The sequence below is a fragment of the Neobacillus sp. genome (assembly GCF_031988165.1).
In the GTDB taxonomy this organism is placed as follows: Bacteria; Bacillota; Bacilli; order Bacillales; family Cytobacillaceae; genus Neobacillus; species Neobacillus rhizosphaerae.
Map to the genome: position 1 here is coordinate 1 of NZ_DALZYO010000081.1, position 6,675 is coordinate 6,675.

Annotated in this window: 7 protein-coding genes; 1 reads left to right on the forward strand and 6 read right to left on the reverse strand. The window is 35.5% G+C overall.

Annotated features, from left to right (window positions below):
* Positions 1-245: 245 nt before the first annotated feature.
* The 6 genes from RTR43_RS25180 to RTR43_RS25205 all read right to left on the reverse strand — a co-directional run bounded on the left by RTR43_RS25180 (position 246) and on the right by RTR43_RS25205 (position 5,105).
* Positions 246-716, reverse strand: coding sequence for a hypothetical protein (locus tag RTR43_RS25180; RefSeq protein WP_312476733.1), 471 nt, complete (start codon positions 714-716; stop codon positions 246-248).
* A gap of 199 nt (positions 717-915) precedes the next feature.
* Positions 916-1,053: a hypothetical protein gene (locus RTR43_RS25185; RefSeq protein ID WP_312476735.1), complete on the reverse strand. Its 138-nt coding sequence runs from the start codon at positions 1,051-1,053 to the stop codon at positions 916-918.
* A gap of 145 nt (positions 1,054-1,198) precedes the next feature.
* Positions 1,199-2,467, reverse strand: a complete 1,269-nt coding sequence (locus RTR43_RS25190) for an FtsW/RodA/SpoVE family cell cycle protein (protein ID WP_312476737.1) — start codon at positions 2,465-2,467, stop codon at positions 1,199-1,201.
* Between the two features lie 7 nt (positions 2,468-2,474).
* Positions 2,475-2,882, reverse strand: coding sequence for a PadR family transcriptional regulator (locus RTR43_RS25195; protein WP_312476740.1), 408 nt, complete (start codon positions 2,880-2,882; stop codon positions 2,475-2,477).
* 3 nt (positions 2,883-2,885) lie between these two features.
* Positions 2,886-3,419: a sigma-70 family RNA polymerase sigma factor gene (locus tag RTR43_RS25200; protein WP_312476743.1), complete on the reverse strand. Its 534-nt coding sequence runs from the start codon at positions 3,417-3,419 to the stop codon at positions 2,886-2,888.
* 318 nt (positions 3,420-3,737) lie between these two features.
* Positions 3,738-5,105, reverse strand: coding sequence for an Nramp family divalent metal transporter (locus RTR43_RS25205; RefSeq protein WP_396954629.1), 1,368 nt, complete (start codon positions 5,103-5,105; stop codon positions 3,738-3,740).
* A gap of 608 nt (positions 5,106-5,713) precedes the next feature.
* On the opposite strand from RTR43_RS25205, the gene RTR43_RS25210 reads away from it, so the two are divergent.
* Complete coding sequence (locus RTR43_RS25210; RefSeq protein ID WP_312476746.1) at positions 5,714-6,127, forward strand: metal-dependent transcriptional regulator; 414 nt, start codon at positions 5,714-5,716, stop codon at positions 6,125-6,127.
* Positions 6,128-6,675 lie beyond the last annotated feature (548 nt).

The following is a 6,675-nucleotide window of genomic DNA, read 5'->3' on the forward strand; positions in this document are numbered from 1 at the left end:
ATAAGGCAGTACCAACACTTTTATAGTGCCGGCACTGCTTTTTTATTCGCTTATCTTGCTACATTTGGGCAGTAGGCACCAATTGACGTGAGCTTTACATTCTCAACTTATAAATTGAATTACACAACTTCAGTTTTTACAAATCCTGAATTCTCTACTAAGAGACATTAAAGATTAAAACCTGGACTACCTAGAACAATAATTTAAGGGGGAAGGCAAAACCCCTTCCCCCTGTTCTTTATTAACTATTTTATCGCTTTTAAATGCTGAATGTGTATTCCTATATGTCCTATACCAAGTATGATAGAAGATGCAATTAGCCAAACAACTTTACCATAAATGCCTAATAATAAAAAAGCCGTGACAGGTAGACTCGCAAGAGGTACGGGAATCCTATAAAAACTACGATAAAAATTTTCTTCTGTATATTCATTAGTAAAATATCTAACCCAACAAATCTCATAAAGAATCATAAGTAAAAATGATGCTAGTAGCCAAAAACTCCATGCTGAAAAGGAAGCAATGTTAAAATCACTAAAAATCACTACACTACACGAACAACATATTTGTCCAACACGTTCAAACAATAATAATATTTTGTTTTCTTGGGTATAGTCATAATCTATTGGCTGATTCTTACTCCAAATGATATTTGGAATAAATAACATCAATAAATATATCAGACCTATATATGAAAATCCTAAATGACCTAACATATAATACCTCCTGAAAAAACCACTATTTTTCTATCGGAAAAAAATTATTATTTGTTTGCTAATTTATATATAATCTTTTCTTCGCAGTTTCTAACTAATGTGCACCTCTAGTATATTCATATAGGTAAATTATACCACTTAAAATGATTCATTTTACTATTCTTTTATTAAATATTCTTGTTATATTATTCTGCTTACATTAGTAATAAAGCGTTCCTGCATAAAAAATTAGAAAAAGAGCATTAAAGCTATGCTCTTTTTGATGTTTAGGTTTATTCCTTAATTCATGAATGGTCAGCAACTTTAGAATTAAAAATATTTCTAACTTCTTCTTCATTAGCTAACTCCCTTTTTGGAAGAATAAGGGCGCTAACTGAACTGTTATAAAGGTAGAAACATTGGTTCCTTCCTAACAATAAATCCTATTTTATCTTCATTAAATAGAATACTTTTTGTTCAATCATGGGGAAACTTCTCTACCACTAGCAAAAACGAGTTGATATCAAATCCTTTCTGCGATAAACACTTAACACCATTCCGATTAGAAAGGAATTTAGTAAAACTGGCATCAACCCATAGCTAATAAATGGCAATGATATTGAAGTAAGTGGAAAAACCCCTAGTGCCATTCCGATGTTACTAGCCAGCTGCACACCATAAAGTGCTGTAGCACCAATCAGAAGAAGCTTAGCGAAAGAATCATAGATCTTATTAGAGATGACAATAAATCTCACCATAATAAGTGAGAGTATGATGACCAGTGCTATTGCAAATAACCAGCCGTACATATAGGTTAAACTTACAAAAACAAAATCCGTATGTGCTGAAGGAATAAATTCCTTGTTCACCGGGTTACCAAACCAGCCAGCCTTTCCCATTAATTCCTTCACACGTAGTATAAAGTAACCTGCTCCACTCGAATATTTTTCAGGGTTTAAGTAGACAAGAATTCTTTCTATTTGGAAAGTCTTCAGGAATTGAATCCCAATTACCATAAATAAACCAAACATGATCCCCATAATTGCCAGTATTGTTTTACGGCTAAATCTACTCCACCAAAGCATCACAATTACCATGCAAGTATACATAAAGGTGTTGTCAATACTCGGGACACTGAAGAATAAGAGAAATGGAATGAAAAACAAAATAATAACTTGCCAAATTTTAAACCGCTCGTTACTAAAAAATGAAGCCCAACTTAGGAAAAAGAATGGTAAAGCCATTGAGCTTTCTAATGTAATAATGGACGGGACTCTAAGCAGCGGTACCCCATTAATCATCGTATTAGAAAAAAACCTGATGGTGAGTAAAAAGATAATCCCTAAGGAAAAAAACAACCATCCCCACGTTTTCCATTTTCGAAAATCGATTAACATTATTCCTACAGCTACAGTAGCACCAAGTAAAACTGTAACGCCTTTTACAATAGAAAAATGCCTAGTATCCTCCATGTACCCAAGCGAAACCAACGGTAAAAATCCAAGTCCTAATGTGGTAACCAATAGGATTATCATGAACCAATCAACCTTTGGCTTATGAAGCTTGTTCATCTGTTTTCCCAATTTGATCGGGCTGCCCATTTGCTCAATGGCCTTTTCCTCGGCCTCTGCTTCCGGTAATCCCTTCTCCAACCATAAATTCTTTGCTTCCTGTAAATGATAACCTAATTCATCCGCAACATATTTCTTGGCTTCCTTTGACTTAATTTGTTCTGTGACCTCATTTAAAAAAATATACTTTTTATTTGCCACGTTGGTCTCACCCCTCAAGCAATTCTTTAAAAGCAAATCGTTTTTTTGATTGTCGTTTTACTGCTTTTTGCAAGATTTTTTTGCCTTTATCAGTAAGCCGATAAGATTTTACTTCCGATTCGTTCCATGTTGCTTGGATACATTGGTTCTGTTCCAATCGATGGAGAAGAATATATAGAAATCCTTCGTTATCCTCGAATTTTCGAATGCCCCGCCCTCGTAAAAGTTTTGCTAATTCGAAGCCGGTTTTCTCATGGACAAGAAGTTGCAAGACAGCTAGTAAGATATCCTCTTCATTCTCGTACTGTTTATTAATTTTTTCATGAATGTCTTCTCTATGCTGCTCGGTAAAATTCAACTGAGAAAAAGTAGTTCGATCCATTGATTTTTTTAAATTCTTTAAACGATCCTCCATGAATTATGCCTCCAATCGTTCTTTTAGCAGTTCTTTTGCGCGTTTCAATCTGGTTTTAACCGTGTTATCACCTGTATCAGTAAGTACTGCGATTTCCTTAATCGGCAATTCCTCATAATAAAACAGATAAATCACTTCACGATATTTAATCGGCAGCTTCATTATCGCTGCTATCAACTCATCATCCTCTTCTTTTTGGATCACTACCTGCTCAACCAATTCCTTCTTCGTTTTGCTGTTTGCTGGTTCTTCGTCCGTCATGATAACTTTCCTGTTATACCAGCTTTTCAGGTAGTCCTTGCAATGATTGATGGCAATTCGCCATAACCACGTCCTCAGCTTCGATTTTCCGCTGTATGTATGTAAAGATTTGTAACATTTAATAAAAATATCCTGGGTCAGGTCCTCAGCAAGCCCCTGATTTTTCACATAAGAATATACAAGCTGCAAGATCTCCTGCCCGTATCTAGTCATAATTTCATCGATAAGAACTTCCTTATCTTCAGTTTCTATCACATCTGCTGTTAATTCTTCCACGTTTCTCCCCCTCCTTACTATCTTTTAGACGACGCATCCTCAATGCAGGTTTTTAAAAGTGTACCAATTTATAAAAAATGTTTTATCGAAGGAAATAACCAACTCAATAATATACAATTATATATGCTCATTCTTCCTTTCAAAAGAGATTGTATATTATGTATGAAATAACAAAAGAGCTTAGATTTTCTAAGCTCTCTAAATGTTGATTAATTATAATAATCAAAATCACCACTCTCAGAAATGCACGAAAGCTGCCATTTTAGTGGCAGCTTTCAGTATTCCGTAATAAATCTACATATATTCAATTCCATTAATCTAGAAAAAAGTTCCCCATAATAAATAGACATTCAAGACAATAATAATGGATGTAACAAACCATGCTAGCCATTTCACCCAAGCTTTATTTACGAATTCACCCATTTTTCTTTTATCACTAGTAAACATGACCAGTGGAACAACAGCGAACGAGAGTTGCAGTGATAAGATTACTTGACTAAGAATCAGTAATTGACCAGTCCCTTTTTCACCAAATATAAAGGTTACGACAACTGCTGGTATAATCGCAATCGACCTTGTGATCAATCGGCGTATCCACGGCTTTAGACGAATATTTAAAAAGCCTTCCATGACAATCTGACCCGCAAGTGTTCCAGTTAAAGTAGAATTCTGACCAGAAGCCAATAATGCAACACCGAAAAGAATGGATGCAATACCTGAACCAAGTAATGGATCTAGTAAGTGATAAGCATCCTGAATTTCCGCAACGTCTTGATGACCGGAAGTATGGAAAGCAGCTGCGGATAAGATTAGGATTGCACCATTCACAAACAAAGCAAGCATTAACGCAACGGTTGAATCAATCGTGGCGAACTTTATGGCAGACCTTTTTCCCTCTTTCGTGTCATCGAACTTCCTGGTTTGAACAATGGACGAGTGGAGATAAAGATTATGTGGCATAACCGTTGCACCCAATATCCCCAAAGCAATATAGAGCATTTTAGGATTGGAAATAATCTCACTGCTCGGTAAAAATCCAGTTAGAATTCCCCCAATTTCAGGCTTTGACAAGGCCATTTCAATTCCAAAACAGACAGCAATAGTCACAATTAGAGCAATAACAACTGATTCTATATAGCGGAAGCCCTTATTCTGGAGGAGTAACACTAGTAAAACATCCAAGGCTGTTATGCATACTCCATATACAAGAGGGATGTTAAATAATAAATTTAAAGCTATTGCAGAACCAATCACTTCTGCTAAATCACAAGCTACGATCGCTAATTCACATAAAATCCACAGTACAAAAGATACCGGTTTACTATAATGATCCCTGCAAGCCTGAGCCAAGTCTCTGCCAGAAACAATTCCTAACTTCGCGGCCAAAGCTTGTAATAACATTGCCATCAAATTGGATATTAGAATAACGGAAAGAAGCGTGTACCCATATGCTGATCCCCCTGCAATCGAAGTTGCCCAATTTCCAGGATCCATATAACCAACAGCCACCAAATAACCTGGACCAATAAAACCTAACAATTTTCTGAAAAAGCTTCCTGTTTTCTTAATAGGAATCGTCTTATAAACTTCCTGAAGACTAGGATTATCGTTTTGCCTTTTCCAAGATTTACTTGCATCAACAAAATCCACATCAGTTTTTTCAACCACAGCCTCTTTTGAACTCACTTTTGATCTCTCCTCCTTCATAACTAATCCTTGTAAATTTTGACTACGCGCATAAAAATTGCCTAAAGTAAACTTTTTGATAAAAAAATATAGGCTATTGCTTATCTTATTAAGAGGTCCTTATGACATTCCTGTTTAGTTCGGAGAATCTTTGGATTGAAATTGGTTTAAAATAGTCTCAAATTCTTGTTCATTTATTATTCCTAATAATTTACATACGTAAGAGCTTAAAAGGATTTTACTTTTTTCCCGTTTTGATTTAAACATTCAAATCATCTCGCTTTATTTTCATTATATTTTAATGCCTTCAAAATATTTCCTCTAACCAACAAAAATTCATAAATAAAATTTTTTTCCCGCGCTCAAAATTTTCATCCGCCATTATGTTCTTGTAATCAGCAAAAATTACAGGAAAAATCATTGTTATTACCAGTTTTAAATTTTTTCTTTCCCCCTATTGTTCATAGTTGAAGTTACATTGTTAATTTTCAATAAATTCAGCATACTTTTAATAATAAGATTTTACCTCACGCAACTTTTTAAGTCCAGTAAAAAAAATAAGGTTTAGGTGAATTTTTTTAGATAAATGAAAGGTTGGTGTTAACTATTTGCTTTCATCTGTAATGAAACAGTATTTAAAACATATGTATTTACTTGCAGATCCCATTGACCAAGTTGTTCCTTCACAACTAGCAAATGTTCTCAGTGTTAATCCGGCTACTGTTTCCAGGATGGTAAGGAAACTGTCCAATCAGGGATGGGTGAAATTTGAGCAATACGGGAGAGTATATCTTACCCATGAGGGAAAACAATTAGGGAAGACCCTTGTCAAACATAACGAGGTGTTAGAACAATTTTTGAAGATTATTAGAGGGAAGGATGACTATCTATTAAATGAAATTAATGACCTAGAATTCAATATAAGCCCCTACCTTATAAAAAAAATCGAAGTCCTTACCCAATATTTAAGAGCTCTTCTATTAGACCGTTTCCCGGTGTCACTGGGCGATAATGTCCTATAGAACTCTTCTATTAGACCTTTTCACCGTGACATTTGATGATATTGTCCAATAGAGATCTTCTATTAGACCTTTTCACCGTTGCACTAGGTGATATTGTCCAATAGAGCTCTTCTATTAGATCGTTTCCCGGTGTCACTTGGTGATAATGTCCAATAGAGCTCTTCTATTAGACCGTTTCCCAGTGTCACTTGGTGATATTGTCCAATAGAGCTCTTCTATTAGACAGTTTCCCAGTGTCACTTGGTGATAATGTCCAATAGAGTTCTTCTATTAGACCGTTTCCCGGTGTCACTTGGTGATATTGTCCTATAGTGCTCTTCTATTAGACCGTTTCCCGGTGTCACTTGGTGATAATGTCCAATAGAGTTCTTCTATTAGACCGTTTCCCGGTGTCACTTGGTGATAATGTCCAATAGAGCTCTTCTATTAGACAGTTTCCCAGTGTCACTTGGTGATATTGTCCAATAGAGCTCTTCTATTAGACAGTTTCCCAGTGTCACTTGGTGATAATGTCCAATAGAGTTCTTCTATTAGACCGTTTCCCGGTG